Annotated in this window: 19 protein-coding genes; all 19 read left to right on the top strand. The window is 32.3% G+C overall.

What is annotated here, in order from left to right; all coding sequences use genetic code 11:
- Nucleotides 1-7: 7 nt before the first annotated feature.
- The 19 genes from L1S49_RS12215 to L1S49_RS12130 all read left to right on the top strand — a co-directional run bounded on the left by L1S49_RS12215 (nt 8) and on the right by L1S49_RS12130 (nt 16,266).
- Nucleotides 8-439, top strand: a complete 432-nt coding sequence (locus tag L1S49_RS12215) for a hypothetical protein (protein ID WP_238904766.1) — start codon at nt 8-10, stop codon at nt 437-439.
- A 22-nt stretch (nt 440-461) separates the two neighbouring features.
- The gene (locus tag L1S49_RS12210) at nt 462-1,016 is read left to right on the top strand and encodes a hypothetical protein (protein ID WP_238904764.1); all 555 of its coding nucleotides are present in this window, start codon (nt 462-464) and stop codon (nt 1,014-1,016) included.
- Nucleotides 1,017-1,037: 21 nt separating this feature from the next.
- Entirely contained in the window at nt 1,038-1,601 is a 564-nt protein-coding gene (locus L1S49_RS12205; RefSeq protein WP_238904761.1) for a GNAT family protein, read from the top strand.
- A gap of 105 nt (nt 1,602-1,706) precedes the next feature.
- On the top strand, nt 1,707-1,838 hold the full coding sequence (locus L1S49_RS23250; RefSeq protein ID WP_275299585.1) for a hypothetical protein: 132 nt from the start codon (nt 1,707-1,709) through the stop codon (nt 1,836-1,838).
- A gap of 19 nt (nt 1,839-1,857) precedes the next feature.
- Nucleotides 1,858-2,394, top strand: coding sequence for an HXXEE domain-containing protein (locus L1S49_RS12200; RefSeq protein WP_238904755.1), 537 nt, complete (start codon nt 1,858-1,860; stop codon nt 2,392-2,394).
- A 277-nt stretch (nt 2,395-2,671) separates the two neighbouring features.
- On the top strand, nt 2,672-3,214 hold the full coding sequence (locus L1S49_RS12195) for a hypothetical protein (protein WP_238904752.1): 543 nt from the start codon (nt 2,672-2,674) through the stop codon (nt 3,212-3,214).
- 144 nt (nt 3,215-3,358) lie between these two features.
- On the top strand, nt 3,359-4,279 hold the full coding sequence (locus L1S49_RS12190) for an ABC transporter ATP-binding protein (protein WP_238904749.1): 921 nt from the start codon (nt 3,359-3,361) through the stop codon (nt 4,277-4,279).
- Between the two features lie 2 nt (nt 4,280-4,281).
- Entirely contained in the window at nt 4,282-5,064 is a 783-nt protein-coding gene (locus tag L1S49_RS12185; protein WP_238904747.1) for an ABC transporter permease, read from the top strand.
- 232 nt (nt 5,065-5,296) lie between these two features.
- Nucleotides 5,297-5,671: a hypothetical protein gene (locus L1S49_RS12180; protein WP_238904746.1), complete on the top strand. Its 375-nt coding sequence runs from the start codon at nt 5,297-5,299 to the stop codon at nt 5,669-5,671.
- Between the two features lie 33 nt (nt 5,672-5,704).
- Nucleotides 5,705-6,052, top strand: coding sequence for a TIGR04076 family protein (locus L1S49_RS12175; RefSeq protein WP_073015836.1), 348 nt, complete (start codon nt 5,705-5,707; stop codon nt 6,050-6,052).
- 316 nt (nt 6,053-6,368) lie between these two features.
- Nucleotides 6,369-7,262, top strand: a complete 894-nt coding sequence (locus L1S49_RS12170) for a DUF4351 domain-containing protein (RefSeq protein WP_238904744.1) — start codon at nt 6,369-6,371, stop codon at nt 7,260-7,262.
- A 470-nt stretch (nt 7,263-7,732) separates the two neighbouring features.
- Nucleotides 7,733-8,518 carry an electron transfer flavoprotein subunit beta/FixA family protein gene (locus L1S49_RS12165; RefSeq protein ID WP_238904741.1) on the top strand — a complete coding sequence of 262 codons (786 nt, stop codon included), beginning with the start codon at nt 7,733-7,735 and terminating at the stop codon, nt 8,516-8,518.
- Nucleotides 8,519-8,538: 20 nt separating this feature from the next.
- Nucleotides 8,539-9,477, top strand: a complete 939-nt coding sequence (locus tag L1S49_RS12160) for an electron transfer flavoprotein subunit alpha/FixB family protein (protein ID WP_238904739.1) — start codon at nt 8,539-8,541, stop codon at nt 9,475-9,477.
- A gap of 125 nt (nt 9,478-9,602) precedes the next feature.
- Nucleotides 9,603-11,144: an L-lactate permease gene (locus L1S49_RS12155; RefSeq protein WP_238904737.1), complete on the top strand. Its 1,542-nt coding sequence runs from the start codon at nt 9,603-9,605 to the stop codon at nt 11,142-11,144.
- 73 nt (nt 11,145-11,217) lie between these two features.
- Entirely contained in the window at nt 11,218-12,651 is a 1,434-nt protein-coding gene (locus L1S49_RS12150; RefSeq protein ID WP_238904905.1) for an FAD-binding oxidoreductase, read from the top strand.
- A gap of 50 nt (nt 12,652-12,701) precedes the next feature.
- Nucleotides 12,702-13,841, top strand: coding sequence for an acyl-CoA dehydrogenase (locus L1S49_RS12145; RefSeq protein ID WP_238904724.1), 1,140 nt, complete (start codon nt 12,702-12,704; stop codon nt 13,839-13,841).
- Nucleotides 13,842-13,984: 143 nt separating this feature from the next.
- Nucleotides 13,985-14,146, top strand: coding sequence for a hypothetical protein (locus L1S49_RS12140; RefSeq protein ID WP_238904722.1), 162 nt, complete (start codon nt 13,985-13,987; stop codon nt 14,144-14,146).
- A 153-nt stretch (nt 14,147-14,299) separates the two neighbouring features.
- Complete coding sequence (locus L1S49_RS12135; RefSeq protein WP_238904720.1) at nt 14,300-15,610, top strand: MATE family efflux transporter; 1,311 nt, start codon at nt 14,300-14,302, stop codon at nt 15,608-15,610.
- A gap of 14 nt (nt 15,611-15,624) precedes the next feature.
- Nucleotides 15,625-16,266: a uracil-DNA glycosylase gene (locus L1S49_RS12130; RefSeq protein ID WP_238904718.1), complete on the top strand. Its 642-nt coding sequence runs from the start codon at nt 15,625-15,627 to the stop codon at nt 16,264-16,266.
- Nucleotides 16,267-16,372: the final 106 nt, after the last annotated feature.

Genomic DNA, 16,372 nt, shown 5'->3' with positions numbered 1-16,372 from the left:
GGAAATGATGAGTAAAAAAAGTAAATTAATAGCTTCAATTTTTGTAATATGTATAATTGGTATAGCAGTATACTTTCTAAGGGCTTACATAGGTGGGGATATTAATAATGTAAATCAATCTATACCACAGTCTGAAGTTTATAGTAACCAAGACATTGACGATGCTATGGATATTGTTAAGAAAAAATTTAAAAGCGAATTTAAGGGCTGTGCATTAACTGATTTATGGTATGACGAAGATATTAATATTTCTTCATCAGATGAATGGGCAAGGCAATATAATTCACATGAGGCAATAATTTTGTTATCAAATTTTCGAGTAAATTCTTCTGGTGGAGATGGTAGTCTTAATCCTAATTCTAAATATACTGATTGGCAGTGGATTTTAGTGCGTGATAAAGAAAATAGTAAGTGGACACTTAAAACATGGGGATATTAGTTTATTAAATTAAGGAGAAAAAATGAGAATAAAAAAGGTAGCTAAAGTTTCAATAATCATTATTTTTTTAGCAGGTATATTATCTATTTTTTACTTTAATAGCAAGACAATAATGTTCTCTTCAAATATGAACAGAGGTATTGATAACTATTGGAATGATAAGGTTAGTATTAAAGAAGTTAAAGACTTTGAAGTATATGGCAAGAAGTTTAAGGTGGTATTAAGCACACCTATTAATAATGAAAAATACAAATATCTTAATTGCTATGAAGAGAAAATGGATGGATTGTATTATAAGAGTTATAGAGCCGCAGAACAGGGTGGAAGTAATAGTTTATTTAGTTTCTCAACTATATTTGTAAATGATGTAGAAAACTATTTTACTATAGTATATGGATATAATAAAGACGCTGAAGTAGTTAGTTATGAAATTAAGGTTAGTGAACAAGAAAAAAGTATAGTTTCAAATGTATTAAGCAAAGAATACTTTATTGATGGATTTAAAGGTCATATTCAAGATATAGTAAAGGTTATAGGAGAAGATGGAAGCAATAAAATTAACGTTTTTGAAGATTAATCGAATGATGGGAGGAAATACATGAACACAAAAATTGATTGTCCTCGTTTAGAAACTCCACGGTTGTTATTAAGAAAATTATCATTAATTGATGCGGATGATTTATATCAAGTGTTTTCTGATGAAGAAACCACTAATTATGTACCAAGAGAGAAACATTCTGATAAGATTACTACAATCAATCATTTAGAGAACTTAATTAAAAAAATGGATGAAGGTATTTCAATTGTTTGGTCTGTTATTGATAAAGCTGACAACAGAGTAATAGGAACTGTAAATTTGTATTTTAAGGTAGATAGAGCAGCCTCATTAGGTGCAGTTATTAACAGAGAATATTGGGGCAAAGGAATTGCAACTGAAGCATTAAGGTCAGTTATTAGCTTAGGCTTTGATAAAATGAAACTCATACGAATTGAAGGAAAATGCGAATCAAATAATATTGCTTCAGAAACAATGTTAAAGAAACTAGGGATGACTTATGAAGGAACTTTACGAAATGAAGTGATAATAAAAGATATACCGAGAGATGCTAAAGTATATTCCATATTGGTGGAAGAATATAATACTTCAAGAACAAATAAATAATAATTAGTAGGGGTGAAAAAACACTGGTTATAAAGATGGAGAATGGCATATGGCAGCCAATACATTATTCAAATGAACATGCGGCATTTGAAAAATATGGTATAATTGATTCGAGTAGTTGTTGCTTACATTGTAAAAAGATTTGATAATTGGAGTGATATAACTATGGTTATTTTGATTAGTGGGGTTAGTTGTACAGGAAAAACAGTTATGGCTCAAAAATTACTTATAAAATAAACTTTTGGGAGGAATGTTGATGACTGATATAAACGTAATTATATGGCTATTTCCTATACTTTTTATTTTTCATGATTTTGAAGAAATAATTTTTATGCAATCATGGGTAAGGAAAAATAGACATTACTTATGTGAAAGATTTCCTAAATTATTAAAAAGGTTATTACCTCATTTTGATAATATTACAACATCATCTTTTGCATTGGGTGTAGCAGAAGAATTTATTTTAATTACTGTAATTACAGTTGTCTCTTATATGACAAATTGGTATATTTTATGGGTGGGAGCGTTTATAGCATTTACTTTACATTTAGTAATACATTGTTTTCAAACTTTGGTAGTAAAGATATATGTCCCAGCTATTATTACAAGCGTTATTTGTTTGCCTATATGTATTTATATTATTAATAATATGTTGAAGTTGTATCAGTTAGAAACTATTGTTTTATATTCTATTTTAGCTTTTGTGATTATGGTTATAAATTTAGTTATTCTTCACAAAGGCATGGATATATTTGACGAATGGTTATCGAAATATGAACAACAAAGCCGATGAACTCAATTCTAAATTTTAGATAGCAAGTAATTCTTATTATATAGATAAAACCAAATATAAAGTTATTATGATACCGTATTATTCAAGTGAATAAGCGGTATTTTTTACTTTGCAGTACAAAAATAGTATCATGTATTTTGACATTAGCACATAGCAAAATTATATATTTTTAGTGTTGAAAGTGAGGATAGTGTGGATATTCAACAAAAGTGTATAATTATTTGACTTTATATTATCAAAGTGATAATATTTTCATAAGTAATTAGGAGGAAGTGTTATGGAGCAAAAAGTTATAGAGTGCATTACTCACCCAATAAAATGTAAACTGTTATTAGAACTATATTCTTCTGGAAAAGCAACTGCTAAACAACTTACAGAAATATATAATGATATTCCACAAGCAACCTTATACCGCTACTTGAAGCGTATGACAAATGATGGTGTTTTAAAAGTAGTGGAGGAAAATCAGGTAAGAGGGACAATTGAAAAGACCTATGGAGTTGCCATTAATTTAGATTCTAACGGTCAGGATCTAATTGGTGAAAACTCAGGTGATGCTTATATGCAAATGTTTATGCAGTATGTCTTTGGATTTATTAAAAGATTTCAAGACTATTGTAAGAATCCGAACATAGATATATTAAAAGACAGGTCGGGTTTTTCTCTTGCACCCATCTATGCAACCGATGAAGAATTGGAATCAGCAATGGTGGAATACTCGAAAATAATTCAGCCGCTTTATAAAAATAGACCTACGGCAGATAGAAAATCACGAACTTTAGGATTAATTATTTCACCACCAGAAAATTACGATAAATAAGTTTTTTAAAGCTCCTTTACTTAGTGAATAGTAAAGGAGCTTCTTCTTGACATTATATTATCACAGTGATAATATAATCAATATAATAATAATTTAATCATTAGTTGATAAGATAAATTCTGTTAATGAAGAGGAGGAAAGCACATGAATGCAATCATTGCAGATAGGCTTACTAAAATATACCCTGGTGGAAAAAAGGCGTTGGATAATGTTAGCTTTGAACTAGGGCAAGGTGAAGTGTTCGGTTTTCTAGGCCCCAATGGGGCTGGTAAGACAACCTCAGTCAAACTTTTAAATGGTATGATATCTCCATCAGAAGGCTCTTGTCATGTTTTTGGCATAAATCCTTCGTCTAATCCAGAGAAAGTCCATGCTATCTCAGGAGTGGTTACGGAGCATGCTCAGATGTATGGCAATCTAACAGGTCAGGAGAACCTTCAATTTTATGGTACGTTATTTGGAATTTCAAAAGAAGAAAGTCGTAAGCGGGCACTCGATTTGCTAGAGAGATTGGATCTTATTAGCGCCAAAGACAAAAAGCTGAGCACATATTCTACTGGTATGCGTCAACGACTTTCCTTAGCAAGGGCAATGATCCATACACCAAAAATATTATTTTTGGATGAACCCACCTCTGGATTAGATCCTGAGAGTGCGCAAGGTGTAAATAATATGATTAAAGAATTGGCTAGCGACAAAGGAACCACAGTTTTTTTATGTACGCATCAGTTACGTTATGCTCAGGAGGTCTGCACCTCATATGGACTTATTGATGATGGGGCACTGTTAGAGGTAGGTAGCCTTGATGCTTTGCGTTGCAAGTTTTTCTCAGGTCTAAATGTTCAAATTAAAGCAAACTATTTCCCAAAAGGAATGCCTTTCAAGAAAACTGAAGGACAGTGGGCTGAAATCAATGTGCAGACGGAGGAGGAAATTCCACCGATTATTAAACACATTGTGGATGCTGGCGGCAACGTATATTCAGTTTCAGCAAATAAATTGTCTTTGGAAGAGATATACTTCTCCCTTATTGAGAAACGAAAAGAGAAAAAGGAGGTCAAATAGTTATGAATGCAATGAAATCTTTAATTCGAAAGGACATACGAGGCATCACTGCCAACAAGCAATTACTTATAGGAATGATAAGTGTTCCGATAGTGTTGACAGTTATTATACCTTCAATTTTTATTATAGTACTAAATTTTACGCCGGATTTTAGCGACTTTGATGCAATGATTCGTCTGTTGCCAGTAGACGTTCAGCCGGATAATATGAAGGGTGCGGTTATATCCCTACTTATAAACAACATTATGCCTGTTTTCTTTATAATAATTCCTATTATGGCTTCATCAATTATGGCGGCAAGTTCTTTCGTGGGGGAGAAGGAAAAGCGAACACTTGAAACTCTCTTATATTGCCCTCTTTCTCTAAAACAAATATTCAGAGCAAAAATACTTTCTTCATTTATCATGAGTGAACTGGTTTCTTTCCTATCTTTCATCATTATGACACTTGTGACTCAGATTGAAATATTTATAACAACAGGCAGCCTGATGTTACCTAATATAAGTTGGCTAATAGTGCTATTACTTATATCTCCAGCTATGTCCCTAATCTCAATTACATTGATTGTACGTGGCTCAGCCAAGGCACAAACAATGGAAGAATCCCAACAACTTGGTGCACTTTTAGTTTTGCCAGTAATTTTTCTAGTGGCTGGACAGTTTGTAGGGATTATCCTTATAAATATTTGGATTCTATTAGGCTTAGGAGTCTTTTTAGCAGCGATTGCATGGATTTTGATTAACGGTTCGTTTAAAAAAATAAGCTATGAATCAATCTTGCGTTAAATATAAGGAACAAAACAACACTATAAAACTGAGAACCAGTTTTATAGTGTTGTTTTACTCATTCAATGAAGAATTAGCGCTAACTAAGTTTATTTCTAAAGTCTCATTGCCCTAGGTTATATTTTCTATAACTTCCTTTATTAGATAAATATGATATAATTGATTTATAATTGTAAGAGAATTCAGAATTAAATTATAGAGCTAAATAGTAATTTAAATAGGGGGACAAACTATGAAACAAATCGAAAATTATAATGCTAATAAATATAATAGCGATATATATTCTGAAATTGAAAACGGAATATATGAAGTAAAAGAAGATGGTGAGATTTTATATGTAACTTCACTATCTTTTATTCAAGAGCCAGAATTTGATGAGGGAGCTAATGCAAGTAATATAACACAATATCCTTTAGAAGATATACTAGATAAATATTATTGCTATGTTTCAGATTTTTACAAAGAACTAAATACAGTTGATTCCCAAAAATGTTATCAAGAATTTGCAAGTCCTGATTTAGAGGATATTAGAAGACTACGCTTTTTAATAGGAAAACACGTATATAACAAAGAAACTGGAAGATATGTGGAACTTATTATTGAATAGGGTGGAAAGCAAATTTAAAGTTGGAGGTTAATCATGAAAAAATGGTATGATGAGGAGTACAAATTTGAAATTGAGGTGACTGGGTTTCTTCGAAGTGATCACACAGAACGATATTGCAGAAACGGGGAGGAAGTTGGAGATAAATATACCTGTACATATGGCTGTCCAACGAATTCGGATGGACAAGGTATCTGTTCCAAGGTCATGATGATTATGTTTCCAATCATGGAGGCAGTCAGAAGTGGCGGAGATTTAGAGAACATTGGTGGCAATGATAAATATAGCAAGGATATCGTATGCCCTGATGGTTGCGTCATGTTTAGGGTGACAGCTCAAAAACTTAACAATGAGAATTTTTATAAAGGGAAGTTTTTTGATTAGTTTTGAATTGGAATCCAAGTTTCAATTTTAAATATAAAAGCTCCTAAAACTTATGCGTTCATAAAAAGATTTACTGATGAAAATAATAATATTTTATAATATCGCTCTGCTATAAACTTATAAAGGGTTATGGCAGAGTTTTTTATTTACCATCAATGAGCAGATAAAAAATCAGAGAAATTTATTTATAAAGCATAGGAATATATGTTCTTCTAAATGGCAATAATAATCAAGGGAACAAATGTTCTGAATATCTAGGTACCTAATATTAAAATTATAATTAAGTTGTTTTGCTTAATTGAAATAGGAGGGTGAAATGGACTATAATAAAGTTGAAGATGCCATAATGAAAAAAGCTATGGATTACTTTAAGGATCATGCAATTAAGTTCTTTGGGATAGAAGATAAGGTAATAGCTCCAGCTGAAACTGAATTAAAAAATATTGAAATTAAAACAAATCAGATGGATTATTTATTCTATTTAGAAGATGGTACTTATCTACATTTCGAATTTCAAACTACAAATAAAAAAGATGATTTAAGTAGGTTTCTTTATTATGATGCTTCTTTATATTTCAAAAATAAAAGAAAAGTTAAAACAGTAATTATATATTCAGCCGATATTGCAAATGCCAATACATATGTAAATGCTGGTTCAGTAAAATACTCTGTTGAAGCGTTTTACATGAGCAGTTTAAATGGTGATGACAGATTAAATTATTTAAAAGAAAAAATCTTAAATGGTTCAAATTTAACTGATGAGGATATTGTAAATCTTACAATGATTCCGTTAATGAAAAGTAAAAGAGACAAAAGTACGCAAACTATTAATTGTATAGAACTAGCTGATAAGATTAAAAATAGCGAAGATAAAAGCAAATGTACAACACTTCTGTACGCATTATTTGAGAAGTTTGGAGATGAATTATCCAAGAAAAAATTTCTGGAGGTGATATCAATGACCGAAATAGGAAAAATGATATATGAGGATGGAAAATCTAAGGGTGAAGAAGAAGGACTTATTAGAGGAAAGGCTGAAGGAAAAGCTGAGGTTTTAATAAAGCAATTAGCAAAAAAATTTAAATCTATTCCTGAAGCTTACATTAATAAAATAAAGAAATTACCTGAAGCTATTATAGAAACTATAGCTACAGATATTTTTGATTTAGAAAAAGTTGAAGATATAGAGAAATATTTTGAAAGCAAATAAAATAATAAATCTTGCAGGTGGTAATTATCCGCCTGTTTTTTTTCTTTAGAAATTATACACATTATTACAGTAGAAGCTCTTTTCAGATTCATGAAATTCATTTACTAGACATGAACTCCTAAAGAATAAAAAACAAGAAAATTGAGCGCCTGCCAGTTTTTCCTCACATGCGTTTGGAAAGGCAGATGCGTGAAGGATTAGATGAGACTTGTGAAGAAGTCTCTACAGGTAGATGCGCAAAAAAAGTCGACGGCTCATAATCGCCTTGGCGACTTTTTTATACTCATTAATTATAAAGATATGACAACTAATGTATTAAATACAAAAATTAATTATTTATATAATGCGTTGAAATTTTTGGAATATTGTGATAAAATTAACTTATTAATTGGTAAGACCAATTTCTGATTATTTAAATACAAAATGATTTTTAAAATTAACAATCTGAAAAGGGTAAGGAGAGGGATAGTATGAGGATTCTATTATGTGTAAAACAGGTTCCGGATGATTCTGTTGAAATTCATTTGGACAAGGACAAGAAAAAACCTAAATTAAATGGAGTCAGTTTTGTGGCAAATGCATTTGATACATATGCATTGGAGTTAGCTGCACGTTTTGTTGAGACTCATGGAGGAACAGTTAGTGTATTGACGGTTGGAGCAGAGGATTCTATAAACACGTTAAGAAACTGTCTTGCAGTGGGAGCTAAAGAAGCCTTTTTTGTTAAAGATGATTTATATGCAGATTTAGATGCTATGGGAGCAGCTGGAGTTTTAGCTGATGCTATTCATAAAATTGAAGAAGATAAAGGTGAAAAGTTTGATTTAATTCTATGTGGAAAAGAATCTACAGATGAAATTACTGGACAAGTTGGAGCAATGCTTTCTGAAAAGTTAAGTTTAGGATATCTTAGTAGCGCTATTGAAATCGATTTAAAGGATGATGTGATGGAAATTCACCAAGAAACTGATGAAGGTTATAATTTAGTTTCTTTAGGTTTTCCAGCTGTTGTTACAGTAAGTAAACCAGATTATGATCCACGTTATCCTACTATTAAAAATAAGATGGCAAGCCGTAAAGCAGTTATCAAAACTTATAGTGCAGCTGAAATTGGAGATGTAGAGAAGTCAAAGGTACATTGTATTCAATATGTTGAACCCCTTAAGAAAGAGGCTGGCATAAAGATTCAAGAAAAAGACCCTATATTAGCAGTTAGTGCTACTATTGAGCAAATGAAAAAAGATAAAGCAATTTAATTAAGGGGGGAAGAGACGGTATGAAAGCATTATTATTTATTGAAACAGATAAAGAAAAAGTTTTGGGCGGAAGTATTGAGCTTATTAGTGCTATTAAGGAATTAGATGCAGAAGGTACAGCTATTGTGGTAAATAAGAAAGATGTTGCAGAAACTGTAGCTGATTTTGGAGTTTCAGTTACTTTTGTAGATGGAGCTTCTGACTGCGATACTTTGACAGAGATATTATCAGAAATAGTTAAAGAGCAGAATCCAGATATTGTTTTACTAGCAAATACAGCAATGGCTAAGGATATTGCACCACGTATTGCAGGACGTGTTGGTTTAGGTTGTGTAAGTGATGTAACAGGAATTAGTAAAGAAGATGGAAAAGTTATATATACTAGACCAGCTTATGGCGGTACTATTTTAGAACATATTGTGGTAGATGGCACAGCTGTAGTTACAGTTAGAAATGGAAGTTTTCCAAAGCCTGAAGCTGTTTCAAAAGCAGAGGTTATAGAGAAAACCATTGAAGTTCAAGCTGATGTTGTTAAGGCAAAGATTATTGATAGGGTAAAAGAAATTTCAGAATCTGTTAATTTAGAAGAAGCTGAAGTAATTGTTTCTGGTGGACGTGGACTTGGAAGTGAAGAAAACTTCAAACTTGTTGAAGAATTAGCACGTGTTCTTGGTGGTGTAGTAGGTGCAACAAGACCAGCAATTGAAAATGGATGGATTCCTCGTACACATCAAGTTGGACAATCAGGGAAAATAGTATCACCTAAACTTTATATTGCATGTGGTATTTCTGGAGCAACTCAACATACATCGGGTATGTCTAGCTCAAATTATATTGTTGCTATTAACAAAGATGAAGAGGCTCCAATATTTGAAATTGCAGATGTAAGCATTGTTGGAAATGTAAATGAGATTCTTCCAGTTATGATTGAAGAAATGAAAAAATTAAAAGAAAAGTAGGGATGTTTTATATAAAAAAGAAATTGTCGCACTAAAAAATGAGCTTAATGTGCACTAAAAATTGAACTTGGTGTCGCACTAAAAAATAGGGTTAATATTTTAAAATTAAATAGGGAGATGGAAAAATGTTATTTCTAAAATTCTTAATGGCAATATTACCTATTCTTTGGCTTATAATTGCGCTCAGTAAATTAAAGATGCCAGGCTATAAAGCTTGCTCTATAGCGCTTTGTATTACTATGTTTTTGGCGATCTTTTTCTGGAAACTGAGTGTAATTAATACTGTGACAGGAGTATTTGAAGGGATTCTTAATGCATTGTGGCCAATTTGCTTGGTTATTGTTGCAGCACTGTTTACTTATAATCTGATTTTACGTACAGGCGCAATGGATTCCATAAAGCAAATGCTAGCAGAAGTTTCTATAGACAAAAGGGTTTTGATATTAATTATTGGATGGGGATTCGGTAATTTTATGGAAGGTATGGCGGGGTTTGGTACAGCGGTTGCTATTCCTGCATCTATGCTGGCGGCTATTGGATTAAATCCTTTTGCAACAGTTATAGCATGTTTAGTTGCAAATACCACACCAACTGCCTTTGGATCAGTTGGAATACCACTAGTGACATTTTCAGCAGTAACTGGTGTTTCAACTACTGACTTAGCTGCAAATACAGCAGTAATTGAGGGGCTTCTTTGTTTTATCACTCCATTTATCATGGTGTGTATCATAGGTGGTGGAATTAAGGCTTTAAAAGGTTCATTTATTGTTACCTTAGTTTCAGCAGTAGCATTTACAGTGCCTGCTTATATTATGGCAACAACAGTTGGACCAGAACTACCAAACATAGTAGGTTCAATATGTTCTATGGTATTTACAATTATTGCAGCGAAGGTCTTTAACAAAAAACCTCAAGAGGAGTATTGTATTAAAGTTAGTGAGGAAAAGGAAAAAACAAGTTTATCCTTTGGGAAAGCAGTACAAGCGTGGTGTCCATTTATTTTAATATTTGTGATGTTAATTTCTACATCAACATTATTTCCGCCAATTCATGACGTAATTGCAGTATTTAAAACTAGTTTAAAGGTGTATGCAGGTCAAGGTGCAAATACATTGAATTTTAGCTGGATCAATACTCCAGGGGTTATTATCTTTGTGGCTGCAGTTATTGGTGGTTTTGTTCAGGGGGCCAAACTATCTTTGATATTTGATGTATTAGTTAGTACCTTAAAGGCAAACTGGAAAACGATTGCTACAATCTGTGCAGTTATGTCCACAGCAAAAATAATGGCATATAGTGGAATGATTTCTGATATTGCAAGTCTTTTAGTTGTGGTTACAGGAGGAGCATATCCATTGATTTCTCCATTGATTGGATCTATTGGTGGGTTTGTAACAGGATCAGGTACATCAACAAGTGTTTTATTTGGAGGATTACAAGTAGAGACAGCACAAAACCTTGGACTTTCTGGAGCTTGGATGGGAGCAGCAAATACTATGGGAGCAGGTATTGGTAAGATGATTTCTCCTCAAAGTATTGCAATCGGAGCAAGTGCAATTGGTGCAACTGGCTCAGAAAGTAAAATTTTAAGAACTGTATTTAAGTATTTTATCTGCTATATAGTTATAGCTGGTATTGTATGTTTCTTAGGAACCTTATGGCTTTAATAACTTTTAAGTGGTTTAATTGTGAGCAAAAATTTAAGTTTTTCACTAAATATATATGAAGGGAATGAGTAATATGGCTGAATATAATAAGTTAACAGAAGAGATAGTAGAAAAATTAAGGGCGGTGGCTCCAGGGCATATTTTAACAGATAGTGATATCAATGAAGATTATTCTCATGATGAGATGCCTATCTATGGAAAAAAGTCTCCTGAAGTTGTTTTTATGGCACATTCTACAGAAGAGGTTTCTGAAGTTGTAAGGATATGTAATGAAAACAAAATACCAGTAACTCCAAGAGGAGCAGGAACAGGTCTTGCTGGTGGAGCAGTTCCACTTTTAGGGGGAGTTTTAATTGACATTACAAAGATGAACAAGATACTTTCTTATGACATGGAAAATTTTGTTGTTCATGTACAAGCAGGAGTTTTATTAAATGATCTTGCAGAGGATTGTGCTAAAAAAGGATTGTTATATGCTCCAGATCCAGGTGAAAAGCTAGCTTGTCTAGGTGGAAATGTTTCAACAAATGCTGGTGGAATGAGAGCTGTTAAATATGGTGCAACTCGTGATTATGTACGTGCAATGACAGTTGTTCTTCCATCAGGAGAAATTACTCACTTTGGAGCTACAGTATCAAAAACAAGTTCAGGTTACAGTCTTTTGAATTTAATGATTGGTTCTGAAGGAACTCTTGGAATTATTACAGAGCTTACTTTAAAAATCATGACAGCACCAAAGGTAGTTGCAAGTTTAATTATTCCTTTTGAAAATTTAGATGATTGTATTTCTGCTGTTCCTAAATTCAAAATGGAACACCTAAATCCACAAGCATTAGAATTTATGGAAAGAGAAATTGTTTTATCTAGTGAAAGATATGTTGGAAAAAGCGTATTTCCACAAGTAATTGATGGTGTAACTGCAAATGCTTATTTACTTGTTACTATAGATGCTAACAATGAAGATGAATTAAATGATCTTATTGAAAAAGCAAGTGAAATAGTATTAGAAGCTGGAGCGATTGATGTTCTTGTAGCTGATACACCTGCAAAAATGAAGGATGCTTGGGCTGCGCGTTCTAGTTTCTTAGAAGCAATTATGGCAGAAACAAAATTATTAGATGAATGTGACGTTGTAGTTCCAGTAAATAAAATAGCTTCTTATCTTGCTTTTGTAAATAAAGCTGGTGAAGAGTGTGGGTTAACTATTAAGAGCTTTGGACATGCAGGGGATGGAAATCTTCACATATATCAATGTAGCAATGACTTAGAAGAATCAGAGTTTAAAGCAAGAGTTGATAAATTCTTCAAGATTATCTATGATGAAGCAACTTTATGTGGAGGACTTGTTTCAGGAGAACATGGAATTGGTAGTGGAAAGGTTAAGTATCTTGTTGACAGCGTTGGAGAATTAAACATGGAATTAATGAAGGGTATTAAAAAAGTGTTTGATCCGAATTCCATCATGAATCCGGGCAAGGTGTGTTACACATTAGATGGTATAAACTAATAAATCACAATTGATATACACATATAAAAAAAGAGAGGTAGGGAATTAATATGGATTTTAAACAAGATGAAAATCATCAACAATTACAAGAAATGTATCGTGACTTTGCAGAAAATGAGGTTAAACCAATAGCAAAAGAAATTGATGAAAGCATGCGTTTTCCAGAAGAAAATGTAGCAAAAATGGCTGAGATGGGTCTGCTTGGAATTCCATTTCCTGAAGAATATGGTGGAGCTGGAGTTGATACTTTAAGTTATATACAGTGTGTTGAAGAATTATCTAAATGTTGTGCAACAACAGGTGTTATTGTTTCAGCACATACAAGTCTTTGTGCATCACCAATTTATGCATATGGTACAGATGAGCAAAAAGAAAAGTACTTAAAACCACTTGCTACAGGTGAAAAATTAGGTGCCTTTGGACTTACAGAACCTGTTGCTGGAACTGATGCTTCTATGCAAAAGACAACAGCTGTTTTAGAAGGAGACCATTACGTATTAAATGGAAGTAAAATCTTTATTACTAATGCAGGATATGCAGATATATATATTGTTTTAGCTATGACAGATAAGAGTAAGGGAACAAAGGGAATTTCAGCATTTATCGTTGAAAAAGATTTCCCAGGTTTCTCTGTTGGAAGTCATGAAATGAAGATGGGAATACGTGCATCTTCAACATGTGAGTTATTCTTTGATAACTGTATAGTTCCAAAGGAAAATCTTTTAGGACAAGAAGGTAAAGGTTTTGGAATTGCAATGGCAACTCTTGATGGAGGACGTATTGGTATAGCTGCACAAGCTCTTGGTATTGCAGAAGGTGCAATAGAAGAGACTGTAAAATATGTTAAGGAACGTGTTCAATTTGGACGCCCTATCGCACAGTTCCAAAATACACAATTTGAACTTGCTCAAATGCGTGCAAGTACAGAAGCAGCAAAACTTTTAGTATATCAAGCTGCATGTGCTAAAGATGATCATGAAAGATATACACATTTAGCTGCAATGGCAAAATTAGTTGCATCAAGAAATGCTACTGATGTAACAAACCGCTGCTTACAATTATTTGGTGGTTATGGATACACAAGCGACTATCCAATAGAAAGAATGATGCGTGATGCAAAAATAACAGAAATTTATGAAGGAACATCAGAAGTTCAAATGATGGTTATTTCAGGATGGATGTTTAAATAAGAAGTTAATGTATGCTTATAATATTTGCAGGTGGGATTCTCTCATCTGCATTTTTACGTAGAATAAAATTTTATTAATTATAAAAGAATAAGTTGGGCAAATTAAAGGGTGAATAATATAGACACATTTAAGAGGTGAATTTGATGAGCACAAAATATAAAAATACTAAGAAGAAAATGGCATCTTTAGGTCTTAAAAAAGGTGAAAATGGAGACTATGTTTATATTGATCCCAATGATACTACTTCGGAGTTTGTACCAGTAAGAAATAGAAATAAAGAAAAGAATAAATCAAGTGAATCTTAATTGACACTAGTTTAAATTCATATTATAATGAAAAAAATTATATTGAATTTAAACTTTGCCACCGGGTAAAGATTTTAAGGTGTTCTGAAGCATTCCGTTAGGTCTTAGAAGGAATGTTATCAGGGCACCTTTTATTTTTTTGGAGGGGATTAGATGGAAAAGTCTATTTTAAAGAATTTTATTAAGTATGTTAGTTTAAACATCATGGGGATGATAGGGCTTTCTTGCTACATTTTAGCAGATACTTTTTTTGTAGCTAAGGCATTAGGAGCTACAGGTATTGCAGCACTTAATTTTTCTATTTCTATTTATAGTGTTATTCATGGTGCGGGATTAATGATTGGTATTGGAGGAGCTACGAGATATAGTATATTAAAATCACGAAACAAGGATATAAAAGCTAATATAATATTTACTACTTGCATGAAGTTAGGTGTTATTATAGGAATTATATTTGCATTAATAGGTATATTTGGGTCAACTCCCTTAGCCTTAGTTTTAGGTGCTGATGAGACTACATTACCATTAACAAAAGAATATTTGAGTACAATATTATGTTTTGCACCGTTTTTCATTATAAATAACATTGTGCTTGCTTTTGTACGTAATGATAATAATCCTAATTTATCAATGATTGCAATGCTTCTAGGGAGTTTTTCTAATATTGTTTTGGATTATGTGTTTATGTTCCCTTTTGGTATGGGAATGTTTGGAGCTGCTTTTGCAACAGGTCTTGCACCAATAATAAGTATGGGTGTACTATTAATTCATTTTATTAAGAAGAAAAATAATTTTCAGTTTATCCACAGTAAGGTAAATTTCTCTTATATTCGTGATATATTTAGCTTAGGGTTATCTACTTTTATTGTAGAGGTTTCTTCTGCTGTTGTTCTTATTACCTTTAATCTTGTTATTTTAAGACTTAGGGGAAATTTAGGAGTTGCTGCATATGGGATTGTTGCCAATATAGCTCTTGTAGGAATTTCAGTTTTTACTGGAATAGCACAAGGTGTGCAGCCTCTCATTAGTAAAGGGTATGGATTGAAAAATCATGAGTTGCTTGGAAAAGTGAAGAATTATGCTTTGATAACTTCCATTTCCTTAGCATTATTTATGTATTTATTTATGTTTTTTAATTCTGATAATATTATTGGAATTTTTAACAGTGAGAAGAATCTCGAAATAGCTCAAATTGCAAAATCAGGACTTAGAATATATTTTATAGGATTTTTCTTTGTGGGTGTTAATATAATCATGGCTATGTATTTAAGTGCTACAGAGCGTACAAGGGATGCTTTTATAATTTCTGTATCACGAGGATGTGTTATTATAGTTCCTTTAGTTATTTTATTAAGTAGAATTTGGAATATTACAGGAGTATGGTTTGCTTTTATTTTGACAGAATGTATTGTAACTGGTATAGCATTTTGTATGGTAAAATTAAAAAAGAAATCTTTAGTGTAAAAGGATTGATTATAATGATAAAGAAGCTGAAAAGTTTTGTGGAAGATTTAGCGGCTATAGAGGTTACTCCAAATGTATATAATCAGTATTCATATGAATATAAGGAAAGTTCTATAAGAAGGGATAATCTATTAATATATTTAAAGCAGATGTATGAATTAAAGCCTAAAATTATGATTGTGGGAGAAGCTCCTGGATATAGAGGCAGCCGTCTTACTGGAGTGCCTTTTACTAGTGAACATTTACTTGTAAATAATATGGATGGTTTAGATTTGTTTGGAATGGATAAAGGTTATAGGCTAGCTTATCCAAAAGAAAAGTTACTTAAAGAAGCAACGGCTACAATTATATGGAATACCCTTTTACAGTATGACATAAAGGCATTATCTTGGAACGCTTTTCCTTTTCATCCACACAAAAAAGATGATGAAGAAAGCAATAGAACCCCATTAAAAAGTGAACTTTTAATAGGTGAAAAGCCTCTTCTTCAAATGATAGAAATGTTTGAGATAAAAAAGGTAATTGCAATTGGTAATAAAGCTGAGGAAAGTCTTAATAAGATAGGCATTGATTGCTATAAGGTAAGACATCCGGCTCAAGGTGGGAAAAATGAATTTGTTGAGGGAATTAGGAAGTTTGGGGAGATGTTTGGTTAAAGTGTTGGTGACATTAAAACTTATTTTGTATTCTTTAATATAATTCACTAGGTTTAATATTCACTAAATGTCAAAGGACAGGAAGAAAAAATTCTTCCTTTATTTT

It is taken from the genome of Clostridium sp. YIM B02506, from assembly GCF_022324845.1.
GTDB lineage: Bacteria > Bacillota > Clostridia > Clostridiales > Clostridiaceae > Clostridium_T > Clostridium_T intestinale.
Note: the sequence above shows the minus strand (reverse complement) of the source record. Positions and strands in the feature narration are given on the sequence as shown.

Coding starts and splice junctions, on each gene's coding strand:
- L1S49_RS12215 (WP_238904766.1), top strand. CDS start 8: ATGAGTAAAAAAAGTAAATTAATAGCTTCAATTTTTGTAATATGTATA.
- L1S49_RS12210 (WP_238904764.1), top strand. CDS start 462: ATGAGAATAAAAAAGGTAGCTAAAGTTTCAATAATCATTATTTTTTTA.
- L1S49_RS12205 (WP_238904761.1), top strand. CDS start 1,038: ATGAACACAAAAATTGATTGTCCTCGTTTAGAAACTCCACGGTTGTTA.
- L1S49_RS12200 (WP_238904755.1), top strand. CDS start 1,858: ATGACTGATATAAACGTAATTATATGGCTATTTCCTATACTTTTTATT.
- L1S49_RS12195 (WP_238904752.1), top strand. CDS start 2,672: ATGGAGCAAAAAGTTATAGAGTGCATTACTCACCCAATAAAATGTAAA.
- L1S49_RS12190 (WP_238904749.1), top strand. CDS start 3,359: ATGAATGCAATCATTGCAGATAGGCTTACTAAAATATACCCTGGTGGA.
- L1S49_RS12185 (WP_238904747.1), top strand. CDS start 4,282: ATGAATGCAATGAAATCTTTAATTCGAAAGGACATACGAGGCATCACT.
- L1S49_RS12180 (WP_238904746.1), top strand. CDS start 5,297: ATGAAACAAATCGAAAATTATAATGCTAATAAATATAATAGCGATATA.
- L1S49_RS12175 (WP_073015836.1), top strand. CDS start 5,705: ATGAAAAAATGGTATGATGAGGAGTACAAATTTGAAATTGAGGTGACT.
- L1S49_RS12170 (WP_238904744.1), top strand. CDS start 6,369: ATGGACTATAATAAAGTTGAAGATGCCATAATGAAAAAAGCTATGGAT.
- L1S49_RS12165 (WP_238904741.1), top strand. CDS start 7,733: ATGAGGATTCTATTATGTGTAAAACAGGTTCCGGATGATTCTGTTGAA.
- L1S49_RS12160 (WP_238904739.1), top strand. CDS start 8,539: ATGAAAGCATTATTATTTATTGAAACAGATAAAGAAAAAGTTTTGGGC.
- L1S49_RS12155 (WP_238904737.1), top strand. CDS start 9,603: ATGTTATTTCTAAAATTCTTAATGGCAATATTACCTATTCTTTGGCTT.
- L1S49_RS12150 (WP_238904905.1), top strand. CDS start 11,218: ATGGCTGAATATAATAAGTTAACAGAAGAGATAGTAGAAAAATTAAGG.
- L1S49_RS12145 (WP_238904724.1), top strand. CDS start 12,702: ATGGATTTTAAACAAGATGAAAATCATCAACAATTACAAGAAATGTAT.
- L1S49_RS12140 (WP_238904722.1), top strand. CDS start 13,985: ATGAGCACAAAATATAAAAATACTAAGAAGAAAATGGCATCTTTAGGT.
- L1S49_RS12135 (WP_238904720.1), top strand. CDS start 14,300: ATGGAAAAGTCTATTTTAAAGAATTTTATTAAGTATGTTAGTTTAAAC.
- L1S49_RS12130 (WP_238904718.1), top strand. CDS start 15,625: ATGATAAAGAAGCTGAAAAGTTTTGTGGAAGATTTAGCGGCTATAGAG.